Annotated in this window: 9 protein-coding genes; 4 read left to right on the forward strand and 5 right to left on the reverse strand. The window is 46.1% G+C overall.

What is annotated here, in order from left to right:
• Nucleotides 1-10: 10 nt before the first annotated feature.
• The 3 genes from QUB37_RS23645 to QUB37_RS23655 form a co-directional block, all read right to left on the reverse strand.
• On the reverse strand, nucleotides 11-1228 hold the full coding sequence (locus tag QUB37_RS23645; protein WP_333166822.1) for an adenylate/guanylate cyclase domain-containing protein: 1218 nt from the start codon (nucleotides 1226-1228) through the stop codon (nucleotides 11-13).
• A 197-nt stretch (nucleotides 1229-1425) separates the two neighbouring features.
• Nucleotides 1426-5106: a GAF domain-containing protein gene (locus tag QUB37_RS23650; protein WP_333166806.1), complete on the reverse strand. Its 3681-nt coding sequence runs from the start codon at nucleotides 5104-5106 to the stop codon at nucleotides 1426-1428.
• Nucleotides 5107-5196: 90 nt separating this feature from the next.
• A complete protein-coding gene (locus QUB37_RS23655; protein WP_333166807.1) occupies nucleotides 5197-6765 on the reverse strand; it encodes an ATP-binding protein in 1569 nt (522 codons plus the stop codon).
• Between the two features lie 685 nt (nucleotides 6766-7450).
• Here QUB37_RS23655 and QUB37_RS23660 point away from each other — a divergent pair.
• The 4 genes from QUB37_RS23660 to QUB37_RS23675 all read left to right on the forward strand — a co-directional run bounded on the left by QUB37_RS23660 (nucleotide 7451) and on the right by QUB37_RS23675 (nucleotide 19729).
• A complete protein-coding gene (locus QUB37_RS23660) occupies nucleotides 7451-8740 on the forward strand; it encodes an AAA-like domain-containing protein (protein WP_333166808.1) in 1290 nt (429 codons plus the stop codon).
• A gap of 240 nt (nucleotides 8741-8980) precedes the next feature.
• Nucleotides 8981-12544 carry an AAA-like domain-containing protein gene (locus QUB37_RS23665; RefSeq protein ID WP_333166810.1) on the forward strand — a complete coding sequence of 1188 codons (3564 nt, stop codon included), beginning with the start codon at nucleotides 8981-8983 and terminating at the stop codon, nucleotides 12542-12544.
• A gap of 27 nt (nucleotides 12545-12571) precedes the next feature.
• Entirely contained in the window at nucleotides 12572-16138 is a 3567-nt protein-coding gene (locus QUB37_RS23670) for an AAA-like domain-containing protein (protein WP_333166812.1), read from the forward strand.
• A gap of 27 nt (nucleotides 16139-16165) precedes the next feature.
• Nucleotides 16166-19729, forward strand: a complete 3564-nt coding sequence (locus tag QUB37_RS23675; RefSeq protein ID WP_333166814.1) for an AAA-like domain-containing protein — start codon at nucleotides 16166-16168, stop codon at nucleotides 19727-19729.
• 265 nt (nucleotides 19730-19994) lie between these two features.
• Here the strand turns inward: QUB37_RS23675 and QUB37_RS23680 are convergent, their stop codons facing one another.
• Together QUB37_RS23680 and QUB37_RS23685 are read right to left on the reverse strand one after the other, a co-directional pair.
• Nucleotides 19995-23300, reverse strand: a complete 3306-nt coding sequence (locus QUB37_RS23680; protein ID WP_333166816.1) for a DUF4347 domain-containing protein — start codon at nucleotides 23298-23300, stop codon at nucleotides 19995-19997.
• 897 nt (nucleotides 23301-24197) lie between these two features.
• Nucleotides 24198-25160 (reverse strand): calcium-binding protein (locus QUB37_RS23685; RefSeq protein WP_333166818.1); only part of this gene is annotated, 963 nt, incomplete at its 5' end.

Below are 25160 nucleotides of genomic sequence, written 5' to 3' on the forward strand. Positions count from 1 at the left end.
GCCCGACTTCTTAAATAATTCGGGTATTTGGGTACTCTATTAGTTCGCTAGGAGTGGACTGCGTTTGACAATAATCAGTTTCACCCGCTGAATTATCTTTTGTACCCTTTAGCCAATAGGCGATCATCTCTCCTTTACCTTTAACCTTGATCGCACCTCTTTCCTCAAATAAATACCGATCTTTTAACAGTTCGTAAATAGCCGTAGTAACTTGAATATATCCCGGTAATCCTTGACATTCCATCCGAGAAGCAACATTAACAGTATCTCCCCACAAGTCATAGATAAATTTTTTAGTGCCAATTACGCCAGCAACTACGGGCCCTGTATGAATGCCAATCCGAATTTGAAATGGTTCGCCTTTGTCAGTTTGAAAATCAGCGATCGCTTCCTGCATATCCAAGGCCATATTCGCGATCGCTTCTACATGATCTGCCCTCGGCACCGGCAACCCCCCCGCTACCATATAAGCATCTCCAATTGTTTTAATTTTTTCCAAACCGTGTTTTTCAGTTAGTTGGTCAAACCTTGAAAAAATCTGGTTCAGTACATTTACCAATTCTAGAGGTAAAATTCTAGCAGCAATAGATGTAAAATCGACAATATCAGCAAAAAGAACTGTTGCTGAATCAAACCTCTGGGCAGGAGAACCCTGACCCTTTTTCAAATTTTCAACAATCGCTGCTGGTAAAATATTCAGCAATAAATGATCCGACTTTGTTTGAGCAAGCCGTAAAGCTACCTCCACTCCCTGCCGCTCTTTAATTTCGTTTTGCAAACGTTCGACAAGTTGTTGGCATTGCTTCGTTTGCTCTTTAAGTAACTGTTGTTGACTTTGAATTGTTAACTGATTTGCCACTCGTGCCAATACTTCTTTACCGTGAAAAGGTTTAGTAATATAGTCAACTCCTCCCACATCAAAGGCTTTCACCTTATCTAGAACGTCATCTAAAGCGCTTAAGAAAATCACGGGAATGGAACTGGTTTTTGGTGAAGCTTTCAACTTTGTGCATACCTCATATCCATTCATGTCTGGCATCATCACGTCCAGCAAAATTAGAGTCGGCGGAAACTCTTGCACTGTAGCGATCGCCCTTTGCCCGTTCAGCGCTTTACGAACCTGATACCCTTGTTCGGTCAAGATTGTAGATAAAAGCCGCACATTATCGGGCTTATCATCAACTACTAAAATGTTGGCTTGAGTTGTAGGATATTGATGGCTGTCCATGCGATCGCTCACGGTAGTTTGTCAAGATCAAAGATAGTAACACTTAAGAAGTTTACCTCAAAAAAAAAACGAAACAGTATAAATTCCGATTTCCCTTCCTAAAAAGAGATGGCAAGGAGACGGTATTGGGGCTTAATGTTAGGTCTTTTTTAAATAAAATAGCCTCCCAAGTTTAGATTAGTTGAAAACAGGTATTTTTACCTCGTCGCAACTGCTGACTGCGCTATCTCTATAATATCGTCAAATAGGAAATCCTGCACCAAAGTAGTTAAATATTCGGCCGCAAAAGCAAACTCGCTCGGCATTTCCTCAATCAACTTGACAATTTTATCGTCGCAACATTCATGAGCAGCATGAGATATTTTTTCTACCCACTCAAGAGGCATTTGACCGAGTTGTGACTCGACAGATTGATTGCTAGTCACTTCGCTAATTTCGCTTTCATTTTCTAGTTTTGCATCAACAGATTCCTCGTAAATATAGCGCACTCCTAAAAGTTCTTCCATTTTCGCAAATAATATCTTTGCATCGAAGGGTTTACGCATGAAATCATCGCAGCCTGCTCCTAAAATAGTTTGTCGTTCCTCTTCAAAAGCGCTAGCAGTAAGAGCAACTATTACAGTTTGTTTTCCGAGAGGATGAGCTTTAATTTGTCTGGTGGCTTCATAGCCATCCATGACAGGCATCTGCATATCCATCCAGATCAGGTGCGGTTGCCAATCCTCCCATACAGCAATAGCTTCTTGACCATCTCTAGCTTCTCGCACGAGGATGCCTAGTGGTGACAATAATCTCTCTATGACTAGGCAGTTATCGGCGCGATCGTCAACAACCAAAATCCGGTATTCTGGTTGATTCGGTGCTAAACTAATTACTTGTTTCTGCGGTTTAAGGATTTTAATTTCGCTTGGAGTGGCAAGGCTGATTTGAATATCAAATGCAAACTTACTTCCCAACTCAGGTTTACTGCTGACAGTAATATCTCCTCCCATCATTTGTACAAATTTGCGGCTAATTGGTAAACCTAATCCAGTCCCCTGCTGAGACTTTTGACCTGTTTTTGTTTGCTCAAATGGTTCAAATAACTTATTCATCTCTTCTGCGGCAATGCCAAGGCCAGTATCTTCAATTTCAAACTGAAGGCGTAACAATTCCGGGCGAAGGCCATTCGCGTCTACACAATCACAGTTTCCTAAGCTTTCGGACTGATTAAAACCAGTGCACCATCCGGTTCTTTTTGGTATAGCTGTGGTTTCAACCGCTAAGCTTTCGGAATGTTCACAACCCGCGTCGGCAAGTTTTGTTTGTGTGTCCGAAAACTCTGCATTTTCAGCCCCCAAACTTTCTTCTACCTTCTTTTTCACTCGCAAAGTAACGCTACCCCTCTCTGTAAACTTGATCGCATTTCCTACAAGATTAATCAAAATTTGGCGCAATTTACCTTCATCTGCAGTAACAAAGTGTGGTACACGGTCACCCACTTCCAAATTTAGCTGCAATTTCTTAGATTTAGCTTTTAATCGAAACATTTCTTCTAAGGTTTTTAGCAAGCGCATTAAATTAAAACTGCTTTCATTAAGCTGACTTCGACCCGCTTCAATTTTGGACATTTCCAAAATGTCATTAATTAGCGCAAGCAAGTGTTCACCCGCGCGATTAATAATTTCTAGGTGCTGCTGGTGTTGATTGTTGAGAGATGAATCGCGCACCATCACCTGACTAAATCCGAGAATGGCATTTAGGGGAGTCCGCAATTCGTGGCTCATAGAAGAAAGGAATTCGCTCTTGGCGCGGTTAGCTGTATCAGCAGCTACGACAGCTTTTTGTAATGCTGTTTCTGCTAATTTGCGATCGGCAATTTCTGTTTGAGCTTGTTCAAAAAGGGTGCATTGCTGGATAGCAATTGCTAGCTGCACGGAAATTTGCTTGAGAGATTCTATCTCAGAAGAGTCCCAATGCCTTTGACTGCGGCAGTGATGAGCAATGAGTAGCCCCCATAGTTTTTCACCTTGCAAAAGGGGAACGACGAGGTTAGCTTTAATTTCCAACTCGCTCAGTAAATTAACGTGGCACTCTGAAATACCTGCTGTATAAATATTGTCGATCGCACGAATGTGTCCCTGCTCGTAAACAGAGACGTAGCGTTGTCGAAAACAAGGGTCATTAATGTCAATTCCCAAAATCGGCATCGTACCGACGGATACCGACTCTACGGCTATAAATCCACTCCAATCTGGATTAAAGCGGTAAATAACTGTTCTATCAGTTGACAAAAACTGGCGGACTTCTTCCACAGCCATTGTCAGCACTTCTTCTAGGTTAAGAGAGGAACGAATGCGCTCTTGAATGGAATTCACTAGCCGCTCCCTTTTTACTTGTTGCTGCAAGGCTATTTCCGCCTGTTTTCGAGCAGTAACATCTACTCCATAACCAACACACTCTACAGGTATACCAGCAGCATCTTTGACTAACTTAACCTCATCGTATATCCAGCGATAACTACCGTCTTTGTGCCGTTCGCGGTATTCGTAGGAAATCGATTCTTTTTCCAATATCTGAGCGTATGAAGTATCAACAATCTCTCGATCTTCTGGATGAACCAAGCTATGCCAATCAAGGGAACCATCAAGAAAATTTCGGGATTCGTAACCAATCATTGAAACAATATTATCGCTGACAAATGTTACGTCATAATTTTCCCCTAATTTGCAGCTAAAAATCACCGCCGGAGTAGTCGCCAGCAAATATTGCAAGCGTTCGGTGACCGAACGCAAGTTTAGCTCGGCTTGCTTGCGATCGCGAGCTTCCATTGCTAAAGCTGCGATCTGCGCCACATAGCTAGCGAAGCTTTGTTCGTCCAGCGTCCAATTCCTGGTCGTTCCCTGATGTTCTAAACAAATTACACCCGCAATTTGCCCTTTATGGGTAATAGGAACATCTAGCATCGACGAGATGTTTAAAGGCGTCAAATAAGATTCGCTAAATTCTCGGGTGCGCGGATCAGTTTTGGCATCAACTGCTGCGATCGCCTGTTCTGTCTTCAAAGCTTGGAAATAGCTAGGATAGTCAGCAACTTTTCTTTCTCCACCGGCGCTGTGTTGATTGGGAGTCAGTTCGTAAATATCCGCACAGCACAGTGCGGATTTATTTTCCTGATAAAACCAAATACTTGCCCGATCGATATTCAGGGTACGAGTTGCCATTTGCGTAATCTCTCTCAACGCCTCGCTGATATTTCCCTCGTAGATACTAGAATTTTTTGCTAATTCGAGCAAACCATTTTGTTGTTCTGTTAACCTACTTTCTCGTTCACGCAAAGCGGATTCAGCGGCTACTTTTTCTCTTATTTCTGCTTCTAAATAACCATTAATTTCTGTTAACTGTGCGGTGCGCTCTTGGACTTTAATTTCTAAATCATCATAAGCGTGGCGCAACGCTAATTCAGCATCTTCACGCACCCCAATCTCAGTCTGCAACTTGCGATTTATGGCCTCTAATTCTTGGGGTGTTTTTAAAGACAAAAACTGGGGCAATAGTGTTACCATCGAGGCGGCGGTGAAGCAGGAAACCAGTGCAGTAATTCCTTTTTCAATCCCCGACAGCCAATAAGCGGAATGCCACAACGTCCAAATGTCTAGCAAGTGACCCGTCCCACACAGAATAATAAATGCACCAAATAAAGCAAATATTCCTAAAAAAGGAACATCGCGCCGCTTGAAGATAAAATAAATTAGCATCGCCGGAATTGAATAGTAGGCGATCGCGATTAAAAAGTCCCCAGTTACGTGCAGCCACACTAAAGGCGTTTGCCAAAGATAGCAATGACCGTGAGGCATATACTGAGTCGGGGAAAAGATATTTTTGAGTGCTTCCCACATAATACTTGTTGTTGGCAGATAATATGGATTTGATGATACCTAAGTTAGGCAAAAAATAAAATAAACCGAAAATGGTAGCTGGATTCAGAATTATTTATTAACGCCTAAACCCAGCTTGTTCATAACAGCTTGCTTTTGGAGTAGGGGGCGATCGCCAAATTGCGATCGCAAAGGAATTTCAATGATAAACTCCGTACCTCTCCCCACCTCGGAAGTACAGCGCAAATAACCTTCATGGGCTTGAATAATCTGATAAGCAATTGCCAAACCCAGCCCGGTACCAGCACCGATAGGTTTCGTTGTATAAAATGGATCGTAAATTTTAGCGATCGCATCATAATCTATGCCAGTGCCATTATCAGCAATGTGAATCTGCACCCACTTGTCATCAACTAAAAGGGTGCGGATGCGAATTTTTAGCAGTGGGCAATAGGCGTTTTGTAAGTGGTCAGATAAATTATTTTCCCAATAGCCGTTGGTCGAATATCCCTCCTGTACAATCTGTTCTAAAGCATCAATAGCATTAGAACAAATATTCATAAATACTTGGTTAAGCTGCCCAGCGTAGCATTCCAATTTTGGCACATCTCCATACTCTTTAATCACTTGGATAGGCGGACGGTTTGGTTGTTCTTTCAAGCGGTGCTGCAAAATCATTAAAGTGCTATCGATACCTTCATGGATATTTACCTTTTTCATGTCGGCTTCGTCTAACCGCGAGAAAGTCCGTAAAGATTTAACAATTTCCCTAATTCGCTCTGCTCCAATTTTGATCGAACCAAAAAGTTTTTGCAGGTCTTTTAAAATAAAATCGAGTTCGATAGTGCGAATCTTGTCTGCAATTTCCGGCGCCGGAGTGGGGTAATAAACTTGATAAGCCTTAATCAATTCTACAAGCTCTTTAATGTATTCCTCCGCAGGAATCAAATTGCCATAAATGAAGTTAACAGGGTTATTGATTTCGTGGGCAACCCCAGCTACCATTTGCCCCAAAGACGACATTTTTTCAGTTTGCACGAGTTGAGTTTGAGCGCCTTTAAGTTGTTGCAGAGCGTTCTCTAAATGCTGAGTTTGTTCTAGCAGTTTAGCTTCCGAGTGCCGCAATGAATTTTCCGCCAAAGAGCGATCGCGATTTTCCTGTAGCAAAAGTTCATTAGTGGATTCTAAAGCGATCGTCCTCTCCATCACGCGTTTTTCCAATTCTAGCATTAATTCCGAGAGTGCTTCTTGAGCTTGTTTGCGATCGCCAATCTCATTTTGTAAAGCTACATTTGCCACCGCCAATTGATCTGGACTGGGAATAGCCAAGATTTTTGGGATTAGTTCCACCAGCACTGCTGCTGTACTTAGCGAAATCAGCGCCGTAATCGCTTTAAGAAAACCAGAGAACCAATAATTAGGATGCCACAGCGTCCATATTTCCATAATATGGGTAATCCCGCAGCAGACAATAAAAGAGCCAAACAGCATGAAAACCCAGTCAAAAGGCACGTCTTTCCGCTTATTAACAATATAAATCAGCGTGATGGGTATCAAAAAATAAGCCACGGCAATCAAACCATCGGACAAAATGTGCAGCCCCACTAATCCAGGCTTCCACAAGTAGCAATGACCGTGAGGAATAAAATAATTAGGAAAGATTTCATGAATCATTTGCATTAAATCAACTAGGTTATTTGCTAAAGTTTTTAAGACAGGATTACATGGAAATAAAAAAACCTGCTAGCACAAAAATAAGAATTATGCTTTTGGACTTAACGCTTGTGATGAGTAAATGCAGCGATCTGAAACTAATGTTAATTAACTTAACATCAATCGACTCAGCTTTAGCAAAGTCAACTGTCACATTTTTAATTCTGCCTTCACTACCAACTGTGACACCGGCATGACATTTTGGCCAACGATAAAGAAAAACTGAGCACAGATTCCTTTCCAGTAGGATCGCCAGCGCCCATTGAAATTAGGTTATAGCACTCTGCGATCCGTCAGGCAACGGGGAAATTACCAGATTTAACGCATTTCAAGGATTTCACTTAACGAAGAGAACCATTCTCCAAAGCCTGTAGAGGTGGGTTCACTCTTGTACCCTTGAAGAGTGCAGGCAGGTTAAATACACTCGCCCCCACCCCGCGAGGGAATTCTTGATTATTGACAGTGATAGTCTTCGGGGATATTTAACCGATTTGACCAATTACCCCCTGAAAAATGTCGCGACAGGAGCGTGTCGCAATCCAATAGGCGATCGATCTGAGCTTTACACTCAATCATAAGTGATAATATCAACGATACACTTATATGGTTATTGCCAGTTATGACGATAGATGAGGTACTACAGCTAACTCGTGTGCGATTACAAAAAGATTTATACCCAGTACAAGAAATCATACTCCGCCAAGTTTGGGAAGGAAAGACTTATACAAGTATCGCATCTGCCTCTCATTACGGAGAGCATTACCTGAGAAACATCGCCTCATCCTTGTGGCAATCTCTCTCTCAAATCTTGCAGACATCTATTAGCAAATCAAATTTTCGCTCTTGTGTAGAATCACGTTCCCTGACCGCAGAGGAACGAGAATTAATTGAATCCTTCACCCGCAGCCAATGCCTCGCAACACCTTTAGAATTTCCCGGCTCTCCCGTGCCCCTCGGTTCGCCATTTTATATCCCTCACCCGCTAATTGAAGAACTCGCCTATCGAGAGATTACCAAGCCAGGAAGTGTTCTGCGGATTAAAGCTCCCAGGAAGATGGGAAAAAGCTCCCTTCTCCTACGGATTTTAGATCGCGCGACTTCTCTTGACTATCGAACTGTAAGTTTAGATTTTCAGCAAGCCGAGGAAGCTGTCTTAGCCAATATCGATAAATTTTTACGCTGGTTTTGTGCCAACATCAGCCGTAACCTAGAATTACCACCTCTATTAGAGGATTATTGGGATGAAGACATGGGTAGCAAAGTAAGCTGCACCATCTATTTGCAACAATATATATTAGCACAAATAAGTACCCCTATTGTGTTAGCGTTAAATGAAGTAAATATAATTTTTGAGTATCCAAAAATTGCCAGAGAATTTTTGCCGCTGCTGCGAAGCTGGCATGAAGAAGCAAAGCGGATTGAAACTTTGGGAAAACTGCGATTAATCGTTCTTCACTCCACAGAAATTTATATTCCTTTAAAGCTCACTGAATCGCCTTTTAATGTCGGTTTACCGCTGCAATTGCCCTATTTTACAGAAGAGCAGATACTTGCTTTAGCTCAGCGTCACGGACTGGATTGGACAGAGGGTTCCGATGCCGATCGACTGATGGCAATGGTGGGGGGACATCCTTATCTGGTGCGGCTCGCTTTTTACCACCTCTGTCACAACAGTGTAACACTAGATCAGCTACTACAAGAAGCTCCGACAATAGCGGGAATTTATAAAGATTACTTGCGGAGTTTTTGGGCAACATTGCAAGAGTATCTCGAATTGGCGGTTGCACTTAAACAAGTAGTAAAATCGGAACACGGAGTGGAATTAGATCCGATAGTGGCTTCTAAATTATTTAGTATAGGGCTGATTCATATCGATAACAACCGCTGTACGCTAAGCTGTGAGTTGTACCGCATCTATTTTGGTTCGCACAACTTTATTTAGAGCCGGCTTTACAGTTTTTTTGCGTAATCCAAGATCCCCTTGAAAACTCGACGTTTTTTTGCGCTTAGAAATCGCTGCTATACAAACAAAGTCCGCCTACGTGCACTAAAAAAAAGGGATAAATCAACCATAATTTAGCATAGTTTATCATAACTTATATTATAATACAGCTCCAGCACCACATCCTTACCTCTAAATAAATTCCCTACATACTCAGCTTTAAACCCACCCATAAACCGCATGACCCAGGTAACATACCAAATTGGCGGCAGTCTCGCCAGTGATGCGCCTACATACGTAGTGCGGCAAGCAGATTCCGAACTTTATGAAGTCTTAAAAGCTGGGGAATTTTGTTACGTGCTTAACTCCCGACAAATGGGCAAATCTTCTCTCTTAGTCCGTACCCAGCACCGACTGCAAGCAGAAGGTTTTCAATGCAGCACGATCGACATGACCCGCATCGGTAGCGAAAATATCACTCCCTTACAGTGGTATAAAGGAATTGTTGGGGATTTGTGGCGCAGCTTCAATTTGTTAGGAAAAGTTAATTTAAAAACTTGGTGGCGCGACGAAGAAGAGGTCTCATTTTTGCAAAGATTGAGTCATTTTATTGAAGATATCGTGCTGGTCAATTTTCCTCACGAGCGGATATTTATATTCATCGATGAAATCGATAGCATTCTCAGTTTGGATTTCGCTGTCGATGATTTTTTTGCCTTAATTCGGTTTTGCTACAATCAGCGAGCGATTAATCCAGAGTATAACCGCATTACTTTTGCAATTTTTGGAGTAGCCACGCCAAGCGATTTAATTGCTGACAAAAAGCGAACTCCTTTTAATATCGGTCGTGCTATAGATTTGCGGGGTTTTGAATGGCATGAAGCCCAACTATTAGTTAAGGGATTAGAGAGTGCCGTCAGTAATCCTGATGCCGTTCTCAAACAAATATTAGCTTGGACTTCAGGACAGCCATTTCTCACCCATAAAATTTGCTATTTGGCGTACAGAGCCAGCCTAGAGACGGTGGGCGGATTAATAAATATTCCTCCGGGAACAGAGGCCTTTTGGGTAGATAGTTTGGTGCGATCGCAAATCATCGATAAATGGGAATCCCTAGACGAGCCAGAGCATCTGAAAACGATACGCGATCGCATCATGAGGAACGAACAACGCGCCGGAAGATTGCTCAGCATTTACCAGCAAATCTTGCAAAGTGTGGAAGTACCAACCGATGACAGCCGAGAACAAATTGAACTCTTGCTATCGGGTTTAGTGGTCAAAAAGCAAGGCTATTTGCAGGTAAAAAATATAATTTATCAAGAAATATTTAATATAGAATGGGTAGAGAAACAATTAGGGCAACTGCGTCCTTACTCCCAATCTTTCGATGCTTGGAGCGCTGCCAAACAAACAGATGATTCGCGCCTTTTGAGGGGACAAGCCTTAAAAGATGCTCAAATTTGGATGCAGGGAAAAAGTTTGAGCGATTTAGACTATCAGTTTTTAGCAGCTAGCGCGGAACTCGACAAGCAAGAAATGCAACTAACCTTAGAAGCAGAAAGGTTAAAAGAAGTCGAAAAAAATGCCAGACGGCAAAAGTGGTTTATTGCTGCACTCTCTTTAGCATTAGCGATCGCCCTGTTTCTCGGAACAGCAGCTTTTTGGCAATATCGTCGAGCTACCTTGAGTGAGGTAGAAGCGATCGCCACCTCCTCCGAAGCCCTCTTTACCTTAGAGCAAAAATTAGACAGCCTGATTGCCGCAATCAAAGCCAAGCGCAAACTGCAACAACTCGGCAGCGCAAATCCCCAACTAGAAAATCGCGTGCAATTATTACTAGAGCAGGCAGTTTATGGAGCTTCCGAGTTCAACCGCTTGTCAGGACATCAGGCGACACTGTATAGATTAGCAATCAGTCCCGACGCTCAGACAATTGCCTCCGCAAGTACAGATAACGAGGTCAAACTCTGGCAGCGAGATGGCACCCTGATTACGACTCTTCCCCACAACGGTATAGTGTGGAGGTTGGCTTTTAGCCCCGACAGTAAACTCCTCGCTTGCGCCAGTGGAGAGGGCACAGTTAAAGTTTGGCAGAAAGAGGGAACGTCTTGGCCGGGTCCCAAACTCCTACATACTCTTGAGGGACACAGTAAGGAGTTTAACGGTGTGGCGTTCAGTCCAGATGGCGAGACTTTAGCTGCATCCGGTGAGAATAACACCGTTAAACTCTCGGACAAAAACGGCAATTTATTAACCATTCTCGATCGCACCGATGCGGTGAGGAGCCTGAGCTTTAGCCCCGACGGGGAAATGCTCGTTAGCGCAAGTGCGGAGGGGACGATTCGATTGTGGAAAAAAGACGGCCCAGAATGGGCCTCGGTAAAGTTACTGCGAACGTTTCAAGCACACAGCGCTGCCATTTGGGAGGTCAAGTTCAGTCCTGACGGCAAGATATTTGCCTCTGCGAGCATGGATAAAACTGTTAAACTTTGGCCCTCCCATGCCCCGTCAGACGAAGAGTTACAGCCCCTGCGAACCCTTAAAGGTCACGCATCTGGCGTTGAGAGTCTAGATTTCAGTCCTGACGGTGAGATTATCGCCACAGCCAGCGGCGATCGAACAATCAAATTTTGGAGCAAAGACGGCAAGGCAGGCACGGAGGCACTGCCCCTACGAACTTTTGCAGGACATCGCAGTGCGTTATGGAATATCGCTTTCAGTCGTGACGGCAGTTTCATTGCTTCCCTGGGTATAGGAAATGCTGTCAAACTTTGGCAGCCGAAAAACATTTTTTTCTTGTCCCTGCAAGGTCACGACGCTGCTGTTTATGCGGCTGCTTTTGCTCCTGATGGTAAACTCGCCGCCACTGCCAGTACAGACGGCACGGTGAAACTTTGGCGGCCAGATGGCACGTTGCTGAAGACGCTTAAGGAGGGTACAGGAGGGCTTTGGAATCTGGCATTCAGTCCTGACGGTAAACTTATTGCCGCAGGGGGCGAAAAAACAGTTAAACTCTGGCACAAGGATGGCAGATTCCTGCGAGAAATCAAGGCACACAAAACTTTAGTTTACGGAATTGCTTGGAGTCCGGACGGTAAAATTTTTGCCTCCGCAAGCCCAGACGGCACGGTGAAACTCTGGCAGCCAGACGGCATTTTGCTGAGAACTCTACAGCTAGATGGCAGCGCCTTGTGGGATGTAGCCTTTAGCCCTGATGGGGAAACTCTAGCCGCCGTCGGTAGCAGTGGCGCGATCGCGATCTGGAAGCCCGATGGCACTTTGTTGCAGGTGATTGACGCTCATCAGGCTCTGACTTTAGATCTCAATTTCAGTCCCGATGGCAAGACGCTCGCCTCAGCGAGTATGGATGGCACCATCAAACTCTGGAAATTAGATGCCTCACCCACTGTTACTGACACCTCGGTTCCTCACAAAGCACTGCTACGGAGAACGCTTAAAGGTCACGCAGAGGGAGTGCTAGAAGTTTCCTTTAGCCCGGATGGTGAAATCATCGCTACGGCAAGTCTGGATAACACGGTGAAACTCTGGAACAAAAACGGCATCTTGCTGACGACGCTCACGGGGCATAGAGGTGTGGTGACAAGAGTTTCCTTCAGTCCCGACGGCACTTTCCTTGCCTCCGCCAGCTTCGATCAAACGGCGATTTTGTGGGATGTGAAGCGAATTCTCAATACAGATCCACTGGCTTTTGGTTGCAATTGGGTGCGGGATTATTTGCGGACAAATGCCGATGTGAAGGAGGAGGATAGACATTTGTGCGATGCAGTGGGCGATCGTCGCTAAATTATCCGAAACCATGAACTCTCAATTATGAAAGATTACTCTTACCAAATTGGTGGCAGTCTCACAACTGATGCGCCTACATACGTCGAACGACAAGCAGATATCGAACTTTATCAAGCCTTAAAACTCGGCGAGTTTTGCTACGTCCTCAACTCCCGACAGATGGGCAAATCTTCCCTTCTCGTTCGCACCTTCCATCGATTGCAAGCCGAAGGATTTCAATGCAGCACGATCGACATGACTCGCATCGGTAGCGAAAACATTACTCCTTTACAATGGTACAAAGGAATCGTTGGGGATTTGTGGCGCAGTTTCCATCTTGTAGGAAAAGTCAATTTAAAAACCTGGTGGCAAGAACAAGAAGAAGTTTCTCTCCTGCAAAGATTGAGTCAATTTATTGAAGAGATTTTATTAGTCAAATTTCCGAACGAGCGAATTTTTATATTTGTCGATGAGATTGATAGTATTTTAGGCTTAGATTTTCCCGTCGATGACTTTTTCGCCTTAATTCGTTATTGTTACAACCAACGAGCCATTAATCCAGAATACAACCGGATTACCTTCGTAATTTTCGGAGTAGCTACACCCAGCGATTTAATCGCTGATAAAAATCGGACACCTTTTAATATCGGACAATCGATCGATTTGTCAGGATTTAGCTTAGACGAAGCGCAACCATTAGCGAAAGGGTTAGAAAATGTCATAGCCAATCCGCAGGCAGTTCTCAAAGAAATCTTAGATTGGACGGGAGGACAGCCATTTTTAACGCAAAAAATATGTGGATTAGTAGTAAAGATGGCGGGATTAGCCCACAGCGGTGATTTAAAAATACCACCGGGAACCGAGGGATTTTTTGTGGAATCATTGGTGAGAGAAAACATCATCAATAAATGGGAATCGCAAGATGAGCCAGAGCATTTAAAGACAATTCGCGATCGCCTTCTTGGTAACGAACAACTCACTGCACGTAGCTTAGGCATCTATCAAAACCTCTTACAATGTGGTGAAAGTGAAGCGGATGATAGTGGAGAGCAGATCGAACTGCTGCTATCAGGTTTGGTAGTAAAACAACAAGGTTGTTTACAGGTAAGTAACCCGATTTATCAAGCAGTTTTTCACCTACAATGGGTAAAAAAACAGTTAGAGCAACTGCGTCCTTATTCGCAAGCTTTCAACGCTTGGATCGCTTCAAAACAAACCGATGAATCACGATTGTTGCGCGGACAATCGCTAAAAGACGCTTCCTACTGGGCCCAGGGAAAAAGTTTGAGCGATTTGGATTATCACTTTTTAGCCGCTTCTGGTGAATTAGACAGGCTGGAAGTGCAGCAAGCACTGGAAGCAGCGAGGCTTAGAGAAGTTGAAGCCAGACTCACAGAAGAACGCAAGCGGTTAGTTTTAGAGCGAGAGACAGCGAAGCGGCAGCGAAGATTTCTTGGGGCGCTCAGCGGAGCGCTAATAGTTGCGATCGCCTTTGGCATTCTTGCCCTCTGGCAATATCATTACGCGATCACCAGTGAGCAGCAAGCCCGCATCAGCGAAATTCAAGCCCTCACCTCCTCATCGGCAGGGCAATTCGCATCCCAACAGCGATTAGATGCCATCGTGAGCGCCATCAAAGCCAGACGCAGGATCGACAGCCTAGCTAATTCCAGCTCCCAGTTGGCATCTCAAGTTCAACAAGTGCTGCAACAAGCCATCTATGGAACGGCAGAATTCAATCGCCTGTTGGGGCATTCCAGCCCGGTTCTGGCAGTTGATGTCAGCCCAGACGGTCAACTCATCGCCACCGGCGGCGGCGACCAAACAGCCAAGGTTTGGCAACGGGATGGCACCTTGCTGCACACTCTCCAACACACGATCAGCAGCGTCTACGCCCTTCGTTTTAGTCCCGACAGTCAGCGCCTGGTAACATCCAGCGTGGACGGCAACATTTATCTGTGGAGTCGGGAAGGCAAACTGCTCAAAACCTTTCAGGGACACAAGGCTGCGATCTGGGCGATCGCCGTGAGTCCAGACGGTGAGCGCATCGCCTCCGCCAGTGAAGACAGCACCATTCGCCTGTGGAGCGTTGATGGCAAACTGCTCAAGACTCTGACAGGACATCAAGGTGCAGTTTGGGGTGTTGCCTTTAGCCCGGATGGAAACCTGCTCGCCTCTAGCAGCACAGATAATACGGTCAAGGTTTGGACTCTAGATGGCGAACTGGTGAGCACCCTGGAAGGGCACAGCGCCACCGTTTGGGACGTTGAGTTCGCTTTACTTGCAGACAATAGCGGTGCAAAACGTCCCGCCATCATCTCTGCCAGCGCTGACAACACTGTCAAAATCTGGCAACCCGACGGAACCCTGCTACGAACTCTTAGCGGTCACAGTTCGGAAGTGTTTGAAGTCGCCGTCAGCACAGCAGGTGATGTCATTGCTTCCGCCAGCGCCGACCAAACTATCAACCTTTGGAAGCCGGACGGGACACTTTTGAAAGTCCTCAAAGGGCATCAATCGGGAATTCGCGGGCTTACTTTTATTCCTAACAGTCAAATGGTTGTCTCCGCTAGCGACGACAATACAGCCCGACTGTGGAACCCGATAAACCCCTTCTCGAAAGTCCTTTATGGACATGGCGGCACGATTTGGGATGTGGATTTCTCCCCCGAAGGTCAGATGCTAGCTTCCGCCTGTTCCGATGGCAGTTTCAAACTCTGGGCGCGAGACGGCACGTTGCTGAAGTCTTTTGCCACAGATAAGGCTGCCGTTCGCTCTGTTGCTTTCCTCTCTGGTGCTAGCTTTGCCAATCCTGCGATCGCACCTTTCCTTGCTACCGCTAGTGAAGATAAAACAATTAAATTCTGGCAGTTCGACGGGACGTTACTGAAAACCATAACAGGCCATGAAGCTGGAGTTTGGGATATCTCCCCAAGTCCAGATGGTCGGCTACTGGCTTCTGCTAGCAACGATAAAACTGTGAAACTGTGGAACAAGGACGGCACTTTGCTGAAAACTTTCACAGGGCATCGGGCCAGGGTTTACGATGTGGACTTTACCCCTGACGGACAGAGGCTGCTTTCAGCCAGTAGCGACAGCACTGCTCGGTTGTGGAGTGTTGACGGTAGGTTTTTCAAGACTCTAGAGGGTCATCGCAGCCCTGTTTGGGAAGTTGCCATCAGTCCAAACGGTCGCACTTTGGCAACTGCCAGCAGGGATGACACGATTAAACTCTGGACGATCGATGGCGCATTACTCAAAACCCTCCAGGGAAATACTAGAGGCATGATGGCAGTTGATTTCAGTCCTGACGGTCAAATGCTGGTGGGGGGAGGCTCAACTGGCGCACTCAAACTTTGGAAGGCAGACGGGACAGAAATAACGACGCTAACCGGACATGAAGGGAACGTTTGGGGAGTTGCGTTTAGTCCTGATGGCAAACAAATTGCCTCAGCCGGGGACGATCGCACTGTGATTTTATGGGATCTAGAGCGTATTCTCAAACTCGATGAACTTGGTTATGCGTGCGATCGCGTGCGAGATTATTTGCGAACAAATGCTGACGTAAAGGAGGAGGATAGACATTTGTGCGATGCCGTGGGCGATCGCTAAATTATCCGAAACAATTAACTATTAATTATGAAAGATTACTCTTACCACATTGGTGGCAGTCTCACAACTGATGCGCCTACCTATGTCGAACGACAAGCAGATATCGAACTTTATGAAGCCTTAAAACGAGGCGAGTTTTGCTACATTCTCAATTCGCGACAAATGGGCAAATCTTCCCTTCTTGTTCGCACCTTCCATCGATTGCAAGCCGAAGGATTTCAATGCAGCACGATCGACATGACCCGTATCGGTAGCGAAAATATTACTCCTTTACAGTGGTATAAAGGAATTGTTGGGGATTTGTGGCGCAGTTTCAATCTGGTAGGAAAAGTTAATTTAAAAACCTGGTGGCAAGAACAAGAAGAAGTTTCTCTTCTGCAAATATTGAGTCAGTTTATTGAAGATATTTTATTAACCGGATTTGCGGAGGAGCGAATTTTTATATTTGTCGATGAGATTGATAGTATTATCAGTTTAGATTTTCCGGTAGATGATTTTTTCGCCTTGATTCGTTATTGTTACAATCAACGAGCTATCAATCCCGAATATACCCGCATTACTTTCGCAATTTTCGGAGTAGCTACACCCAGCGATTTAATCGCCGATAAAAATCGGACACCTTTTAATATCGGACAAGCGATCGATTTGTTAGGATTTAGCTTAGAAGAAGCGCAACCATTAGCGAAAGGGTTAGAAAATGTCATTGCCAATCCGCAGGCAGTTCTCAAAGAAATCTTATATTGGACGGGAGGACAGCCATTTTTAACGCAAAAAATTTGTGAATTAGTAGTAAGAATGGCGGGGTCAGCCCACACGGGGGGTTTAAAAATACCACTGGGAACCGAGGGATTTTTTGTGGAATCGGTGGTGAGAGAAAACATCATCAATCAATGGGAATCGCAAGATGAGCCAGAGCATTTAAAGACAATCCGCGATCGCATCCTTCGCAACGAACAACGTGCCGGCCGATTGCTCGGTATTTATCAGCAAATTTTACAAGGCGTAGGGGCGGTGCCCCCGTGCCCGCCCGTCCCAACCGATGACAGCCGAGATCAAATCGAACTATTGCTATCGGGTTTAGTGGTAAAAAAACATGGGTATTTGCAGGTAAAAAACCTAATTTATCAAGAAGTATTTAAGAGAGAATGGGTAGAAAAACACTTAGGGCAACTGCGCCCTTACTCCCAACTATTTGATGCTTGGATCGCTTCCAAACAACAAGACGAATCGCGACTGTTGCGCGGACAAGCGCTGAAAGACGCTCAATCCTGGGCGCAAGGTAAAAGTTTGAGCGATTTGGACTATCAGTTTTTAGCCGCTTCTGGTGAATTAGACAAGTTGGAAATGCAGCAAGCACTGGAAGCAGAACGAGTAAAAGAAGTCGAAGCACGACTGGTAGAAGAACGCAAGCGCGTAGCTTATGAAAGAAAGACAGCACAGCGACAGCGCAAGTTTATTGCAGCGTTGAGCGGGTTGCTGATAGTTGCGATCGCATCCGCCATTTTCGCCCTCTGGCAATATTACCGCGCCGCCAAAAGCGAAATACAAGCCCTCAGCATCTCCTCCACAGGGCAATTCGCCTCCCAACAGCGATTAGACGCCCTCGTCAGTGCCATCAAAGCCAGACGCAGGCTCGATGACCTCCCTAATTCCAACCCCCAGTTGCGATCGCAAGTTCGGCAAGTGCTGCAACAGGCCATCTACGGAACGTCAGAATTCAATCGCCTGACGGGGCATTCCAGCGTGGTTCTGGGCCTTGATGTCAGCCCAGACGCCCAACTCATCGCCACCGGCGGCGGCGACAGAACAGTCAAGCTGTGGCAGCGGGACGGTGCGCTGCTGCACAACCTGCAACACCCGGCTGCTGTCTTCGGGATCAAATTCAGTCCCGATAGCCAGCGCCTGGTCACATCCAGTCTCAACGGCAGCATTTATCTGTGGGATCGAGACGGCAAACTCCTCAAAACCTTTCAGGGACACAGCGCTGCGATATGGGACATTGCAGTCAGTCCGGGCGGCGATCGCATTGCCACTGGCAGCGAAGACAGCACGATTCGCCTGTGGGACTTTAATGGCAAACTGCTGGAGACACTAAGCGGACATCAAGGTGGGGTTTGGGGTCTTGCCTTCAGTTCGGATGGAGACCTGCTCGCCTCTAGCAGCACCGACGGTACGGTCAAGGTGTGGACTAAGGACGGCAAAGGAGTGAGAACTCTGGAAGGCCACGCGGCTGCCGTTTGGGACGTTAAGTTCGCCTTCCTCGCAGACAGTGACGGCACAAAACGTCTCGCTATTCTCTCTGCCAGCGCTGACAACACGGTTAAAATCTGGCAACTCGACGGAACGCTGCTACGAACTATCGGGGGTCACAGTTCGGAAGTGTTGGAAATTGCCGTCAGCGATTCAGGCGATGTCATTGCTTCCGCCAGCGCAGACGGAACCATCAATCTTTGGAAGCCGGACGGGACGCTTTTGAAAGTCCTCAAAGGGCATCAATCTGGAATTCGCGGCGTTATCTTTATTCCCAACACTCAAATCGCTGTCTCCGCCAGCGACGACAATACCGTCCGGCTGTGGAACCCGACAAACCCTTTCTCGAAACTCCTGTACGGGCATAGCGGCATCATTTGGGATGTGGACTTCAGCCAGGACGGTCAGATGTTAGCTTCAGCTAGTTCCGATGGCAGCTTCAAAGTGTGGGCAAAAGACGGTACGTTGCTGAAGTCTTTGGCGGAAGACAAGTCTCCCGTTTACTCGGTTGCTTTCGTCTCTCCTGCTAGCTTTGCCAAAGAAGATATCTCGCCTGTACTCGCTTTTGCTGGTACAGACAAAACTATTAAACTCTGGCAGTTCGACGGGACGCTGCTGAAAACCATAACAGGACATGGGGCTAGCGTTTGGGATGTCTCCGTCAGTCCAGACGGTCAGTTCTTCGCTTCTGCCAGCGACGACAAAACCGTGAAACTGTGGAAGCCAGACGGCACTTTGCTGAAAACGTTCACAGGACATCAGGCTAGGGTTTACGATGTGGACTTTACGCCCGACGGAAACAGGCTGGTTTCTGTCAGTGCAGATGGCACAGTTCGGTTGTGGAGTTTGGACGGTCGCTTGAACAAGACTTTGAAAGGTCATCGTAGTGGAATTTGGGAAGTGGCTGTGAGTCCAGACGGTCGGACTTTGGCAAGTGCGAGCATGGATGACACGATTAAACTTTGGACGATCGATGGCACGTTGCTGAACACCATCAAGGGAAATACTAGAGGCATGATGGCGGTTGATTTCAGTCCCGACGGTCAAATGCTGGTGGCGGGAGGTGCATCTGGCGCAGTCAAACTCTGGAAAATTGACGGCACGGAAATAACGACGCTAACCCGACATGAGGGGAATGTTTGGGCGGTGGCGTTTAGTCCCGATGGCAAACAGATTGCTTCTGTTGGGGACGATCGCACTATCATTTTGTGGGATGTGGAGCGGATTCTCAAACTCGATGAACTGGCTTATGCGTGCGATCGGGTGCGAGATTATTTGCGAACCAATGCTGATGTGAAGGACGAGGATAGACATTTGTGCGATCGTATTAAAACCGAATAATATCAAGTCCGCTTGATTAGGAATAATAGATTAATATGTGTGGCTATAGCCTCAGAAGATTAGAGTATAATTATCATGTTTTGCTACTTTTTATTGAAATATACTATAATACCAAATCCGGCTTAACTACTCCCTTTATCTCTCAGTCTGCAGAGGCGGACTTCGTTTTTGTAGGGGCAATCGCCCCGTGGTTGCCCTGGTTTCAACCGCCGAAGGATACGCAGAATAATCGAGGGTATAGCCAAACCGGATTTAATTATAATAACTACAGAGTAATGAAATCGCTAGCGGTGAGAATACCGGGGGTAATATTGTTAAGCTTCGCCAACAATTGATTGGTGTCCGTCACAGTAATCAAAGTTTGATTGTTGCTGGAAGTAATACTGAGTTGATTAAAATTCAAATCAGAACTCAGCCCAATTAAATCCTCTCCCTTGCGGAAATCATTAATGATGTCGCTACCCGAACTTTGATTGAGGAAAAACACATCATTTCCCGAACCACCAGTCAATGTATCGTCTCCAACATCCCCGGAAAGGAAATCTGCACCGCTGCCACCACTGAGAATATCATTACCTTTGCCGCCGTACAGGGTATCGTTACCGATGTCGCCACAGAGCACATCGTTTTCATTGCCACCCAACAGCAAGTCGTTGCCCTCACCGCCATCGAGACTGTCGTTTTCTTTGCCTCCGTACAGGGTATCGTTACCGATGTCGCCAAAAATCAGGTCTGCACCTTCATTGCCAAAAGCAATATCGTTGCCATTGCCGGCATTAATTGTGTCATTTCCTAAGTTCCCTAAAATGTAGTCGTCACCATCTTCACCCAGCAAGATATCGTCATCTTTACCGCCGAAAATGCTGTCGTTGCCAAGGCCGCCGGCAACTGTATCATTTCCTAAATCTCCCCTCAACAAGTCGTCGCCCTCACCACCAACAACAGTGTCATTATCTTTGCCAGCGTAGATGGTATCGTTGCCAGCGTCGCCAGAGATGAAATCGCTGCCTTCATTGCCGAAGATTGAGTCGTTATCTGCTGCGCCGTCAATGTTGTCATTGCCGCCCATGCCGTAGAGAGTATCGTTGCCGGCTTGTCCGTTAATTGAGTCGTTGATGACACCACCCATGATGAAATCGGTAGTGTCGCCGCCGTTGATAGTTTGTTGGACGGGGTTGGGGGTGATGGTGGCAGGATCTAGTTGCGGGGCGTTGAGGCTATCGAGTAGGCAATCATCTGCAGGCGGAGTTGGCGTGGGAGTCGGAGTCGGTTCCGGTGTGGGAGTCGGAGTCGGTTCCGGTGTGGGAGTCGGAGTCGGTTCCGGTGTGGGAGTCGGAGTTGGTTCCGGTGTGGGAGTTGGAGTCGGAGTCGGTGTGGGAGTTGGAGTCGGAGTCGGTGTGGGAGTTGGAGTCGGAGTCGGAGTCGGAGTCGGAGTCGGAGTCTCAGTGGGAGTGGGAGTTGGAGTTGGAGTCGGCGTGACTGTAGGGTTCAATTCATAAGCGCCAATATCAACGATCGCACTTCCGTTATTATCACCATCTTGAGGGCGACTCACACCGCGCTGATCCTCCGCCGGCGCGCCCGCACCAGTACCCGTATCAATTGCCGGACTTCCTACTAGCAGCGGCAACACAAAAGCGCCGTTAATATTTTCCAAACGGCCGAGTAAGGGGTCTGCGATCGTCACATTTGCCGTAACATTACTATCATTAGGATCGGCCGTCGTCAGTTTAGCGGGAAATTGAAGATTGTTTCCCCCATCGATGAGCTCCCGTCCAGTGTGCTGCCTAGTTTTAAAAGGATTACTTGCCGTATTCCTATCAAAAATCGAATTCTTGACAGTAATTGGCGATTTCACAGGATCGTTAAAAGTAGCAATACCTCCCGAAAATTCAGCGGTATTCTTAGCAAAAGTCGAATTGACGATGTTAGTCGAAAAGGAATCTCTGTTAGCGACAAGCATTCCTCCGCCCTGCTTAGCAGCGCTGTTGCCGGAAAATGTACTGTTGACAATGCTGATATTTCCATTCTCTCCTGACCACAAACCGCCCCCATTATCTTCAGCTTGGTTATTAGCAAAAGTGGAATTTGTTACCGTAAGTTCGGTGTTTCCGTGACGAATTGCGCCTCCAGAACCTCCAACTCCGGCTAGATCCTTAACAGCTTTATTGTTAACAAAAGTGCTATTTTCCAAGACCACTTTATCTTGCAAATAACCAAACAGAAAGGCTGCACCTCCTTCTCTCGCTCCGATATTGCCATCAAAAACGCTGTTGCGGATAGCAATAGTTCCAGCAACGGGGCCGGGGGTTGCATTCGGTCCTGAAGCATTAGCGCCATCGACGTAAACTGCCCCGCCAACGCCTTTCTCTGTGCGGTTGCCTGTGAATTTAGAGTTTTCGATCGTCATGCTGCCCAACAGGTTATTAACAGCACCGCCGTAGCTGCCTTTGTTGTTGGTAAATTCGCTATCTTTGATAGTCAGAACACCGCCGCTTTTAGTAGCGATCGCGCCGCCACCACGTTCGGTATTATCCGCTAGCGAACCGTCATTGCCGCTAAACTTGCTGTTAATTACATTTGTCGTGCTGCGAAAACCCGTGTAAATGCCGCCACCAAAACCGGCCACATTATTATTGACTTGACAATTTTCTAAAGTTAAAGTGCTGCTACCTCCTGTTTGAATGCCACCACCGGCGCTAGTTGTCTCATTATTCGGATCGGTTCCAGAAACTTTGCCATTGGCAACAATTAGGTTTTTGAGAGTAACATTTGTTGCACCTTCTGTGCGGATTACCCGCGAAGCATTGTTGCCACTGATGGTTAAATTGGTTGCACCAACGGCATCAATTGTCAAGTTTTTGTTGATGACAAGTTGACCGTTCGTTAGAGTAATTGTTTGACCCGCAAGAGTGGAGGCAAATTGAATGGTATCGTCGGCTGCTGCAGAGGCGATCGCATCTCTCAATGAACCCGACCCGCTATCATTATTGTTGGTAACGGTAATAGTCTTTAAAGTCCCTTGATAATCCGCCATTGCCTCTGGAGTCAAGGCTAGCGGTGCTTCAATATCACCCTTGGCAAACTCCAAATTCCAGTTACCACCGCGGCCAGTGCGATCGCTAGATGCTGCAATATCAGCCCCGGTTAACTCGCCCAGGCGATCGACAAAATCGCTTCCCGAACCCGCAGCCACATCGCAACCATAAAGCACAATATCTGCTTTGTCGCTTAGGGCATTTCGCCACCCTTGCAACTGGCTTTCATATTGCGGCAAATTATCCGCATTTAACGTCGCAGAACCTAGCTGCAAGCTGCCAGAATTGCCGTGAGAAATAATATGAACTTGGTCTACAGTTTCCCCAGCAGCAGAAATTGTTTGCAGTTTCGCACTAATTTGCTCGACTCCGTTACCATTTTTATCTAAAATGACGATCTCTGCACCGGTAAGCACGCCACCCGCAAGAGTTTGATAGTCATCTAAGTCGGGATCAATGAAGACAATAGATTTAGAACCAGTATTGCGGAGAACAGATTGTGAATCCATGTTGGTGGCAAAAGTTGAACTCATTTGGCATACCCATGAGAATGTTTACTATTTGCTGGTAGATTCACCTTGAAAGCGGAAGGCTAGAGATGCAGAAGGCAGCAGGCAGAATTAATATCATTTCCGGTTACACCGGAATGATGTTGACTGTTGACGGTTGACTGTTGACTGTTGACAGTGAACGCCGTGAACAGTGAACTCGAATTTACTATTCCGATGCTAACGGATTTGATATAAAACCTCGGTGATCCATCGGGGAGATTAAAATTTAGGGGAAAACTTGAATTTTCTCCGTAAGTGAAATCCGACACTTGTCTCCCAAATCAGCTTAAGCTGTGTGAAAGTTGCGATTTTTTTAGCAATTAAATGGAGAGGATTTAATGTAAATAGTCGGATACGGGGAACCTCTCTATGTAGATTTGCCATGCACACCCTTAGCCAGATAAGTAGTGCATCAAACCATTTGGAAGCCTTGGTCAGGGGAAATTTAGAAAAGATTTTCTGGGTTCCGAATTCCTGAAAATTGCTCTAGCTAGTACCTGATACATTCACATTAGATAAAACCAGGAAAAATGCCTAAAAATTTGATTAATTTAAGTTTTTCCCTACCTGGAAAAAGTTCCCAACAATCTGAAATTTAGTGGTTGAGAAAGCTGGCTTTATTCGGGTACTACTTATGGCTAGCTAGCTCAGGATTGCAATAGACTGATGTGCCTCATTCTAGGTGTGGGCGATCGGCAATAAACAAGATTTATTACCGATCGCTGTTAAAAAGAATCAGATCGATCGCTCCTCTTCGTTGGCGTAGCCCCCATAGGGGCGGACTGCGCTAACGTCATTCCCCAAATTTCAGGAGTTTGAGAGCTTTCTTCACCACTTCTAAGCGGGCGGGCTGCTGATGGCGCACCCTACCCCAGGCAGTTAGATTGTTACCTGAGTGAAATCGCTAGCGGTGAGAATACCGGGGGTAATACCGTTAAGCTTCGCCAACAATTGATTGGTGTCCGTCACAGTAATCAAAGTTTGATTGTTACTGGAAGTAATACTGAGTTGATTAAAACTCAAACCAGAATTCAGCCCAATTAAATCCTCTCCCTTGCGGAAATCATTAATGATGTCGCTACCCAAACTTTGATTGAGGAAAAACACATCATTTCCCGAACCACCAGTCAAAGTATCATCCCCAACATCGCCACTAAGGAAATCGTCCCCAGCACCGCCGCTGAGAATATCATTAGCTTTGCCGCCGTACAGGCTATCGTTACCGATGTCGCCACAGAGTACATCGTTTTCATTGCCACCCAACAGCAAGTCGTTGCCCTCACCGCCATCGAGACTGTCGTTTTCTTTGCCTCCGTACAGGGTATCGTTACCGATGTCGCCAAAAATCAGGTCTGCACCTTCATTGCCAAAGGCAATATCGTTGCCATTTCCAGCATTAATTGTGTCATTTCCTAAGTTCCCTAAAATGTAGTCGTCACCATCTTCACCCAGCAAGATATCGTCATCTTTACCGCCGAAAATGCTGTCGTTACCAAGGCCGCCGGCAACTGTATCATTGCCTAAATCTCCCCTCAACAAGTCGTCGCCCTCACCACCAACAACAGTGTCAGGATCTTTGCCAGCGTAGATGGTATCGTTGCCAGCGCCGCCAGAGATGAAATCGCTGCCTCCATTGCCGAAGATTGAGTCGTTATCTGCGCCGCCGTCAATGTTGTCATTGCTGCCCATGCCGTAGAGAGTATCGTTGCCGGCTTCTCCGTTAATTGAGTCGTTGATGACACCGCCCATGATGAAATCGCTATCCTCGCCGCCGTTGATAGTTTGTTGGACGGGGTTGGGGGTGATGGTGGCAGGATCTAGTTGCGGGGCGTTGAGGCTATC

Source organism: Microcoleus sp. AT3-A2, from assembly GCF_036705685.1.
GTDB lineage: Bacteria > Cyanobacteriota > Cyanobacteriia > Cyanobacteriales > Microcoleaceae > Microcoleus.